We start from the raw sequence: 1,129 nt of genomic DNA, 5'->3' as shown, positions 1-1,129 counted from the left end.
ATGCAATATCTGCGCGTCATCTTCGTCTCGATGACGGCGGCACTCGTTGCCAAGATGTGGGTCGACACGTCTGAGGTCGAAATCCCCGCCATCGTCTGGTTTCCGCCGATCGATGCCCAAGCCTTCGCCGCCACCATCGGCATCGCGGTCGTAGGCGGCCTGGCGGGAAAGTTGTGCCGACTGCCCTCGCCCTTCTTCCTCGGCACCTTCATCTTCGGCACCGTCGTCCATCTCGGCTTGGGCGTGGAAATGCAATTGCCGCAATGGCTGCTGGCCGTCAGCTACGCCATGGTCGGCTGGTCGATCGGCCTGAACTTCACAAGGGCGATCCTGCGCCATGCGGCGCGCGCCTTGCCGCAGATCATCGCCTCGATCGTGGCCTTGATCGCCTTTTGCGGCGGCCTTGCCTTCATGATCAGCCATCTCCTGGGCATCGATCCGCTGACCGCCTATCTGGCGACCAGCCCCGGCGGCATGGACAGCATCGCCATCATCGCTGCAGCAGCGCAGAACGTCGACATCTCTTTCGTCATGGCCCTGCAATCAGCACGCTTCCTGATCGTGCTGCTGATCGGCCCGAGCATGGCGCGGCTGGTGGCGAGAAGCGTCAGGCAATAGGCAGCGGCTAGTCCTCGCCGCCCTCGCCCACGCTGTGCGCGTCCCGGCGCCAGTAGGCCGTAACCAGGTGGCGGTCGCGCGGCAGGCCCCACTGTTTACGCACGATCTTGCGGATCTCCCGGAAGTCACCGAATTCGCAACTGGCCCAGACGTACAGGCCGTCGGCAAGCGCCATCTGATTGCGCTCACGCAAGGCGGTCGACAACAGGCCCGCGGTGCCGGCCTCGCGGCCGTGCCGGTAAAGCCAGGTGATGTCGATATTGTCCCCCTGTGCCAGCGCCATCCGGTCATCCGGCCCATCGATCTCGATCAGCGCCTCAGCGCGTGTTGACGGCGGCAGATATTCCAGAATCCTGCCTATGGCGGGAAGTGCTGTGTCGTCGCCGAGCAGAAGCAAGGTCTGCGCCACCGGAGCGTCGCCGCCACCGGGTCCGATCATGCCGATGACATCTCCCGCCTGTGCATTTTGCGCGAAGCTGGCGGCGGGCGTCTCCTCGCCGGGGTGCAGCAC

The 1,129-nt window shown here is 64.7% G+C and carries 2 protein-coding genes; one reads left to right on the top strand and one right to left on the bottom strand.

Translation table 11 applies throughout. The features are described 5' to 3' along the window. On the top strand, positions 1–618 hold a 618-nt coding region (locus EN949_RS35380; protein ID WP_206535016.1), incomplete at its 5' end, for an AbrB family transcriptional regulator. A 7-nt stretch (positions 619–625) separates the two neighbouring features. Here the strand turns inward: EN949_RS35380 and EN949_RS35375 are convergent. After that, positions 626–1,129: siderophore-interacting protein (locus EN949_RS35375; RefSeq protein ID WP_164782685.1), on the bottom strand; the 504-nt coding region annotated here is incomplete at its 5' end.

The sequence above is a fragment of the Mesorhizobium sp. M7A.F.Ca.US.007.01.2.1 genome (genome assembly GCF_003998165.1).
Lineage (GTDB): Bacteria > Pseudomonadota > Alphaproteobacteria > Rhizobiales > Rhizobiaceae > Mesorhizobium > Mesorhizobium ciceri.
Note: the sequence above shows the minus strand (reverse complement) of the source record. Positions and strands in the feature narration are given on the sequence as shown.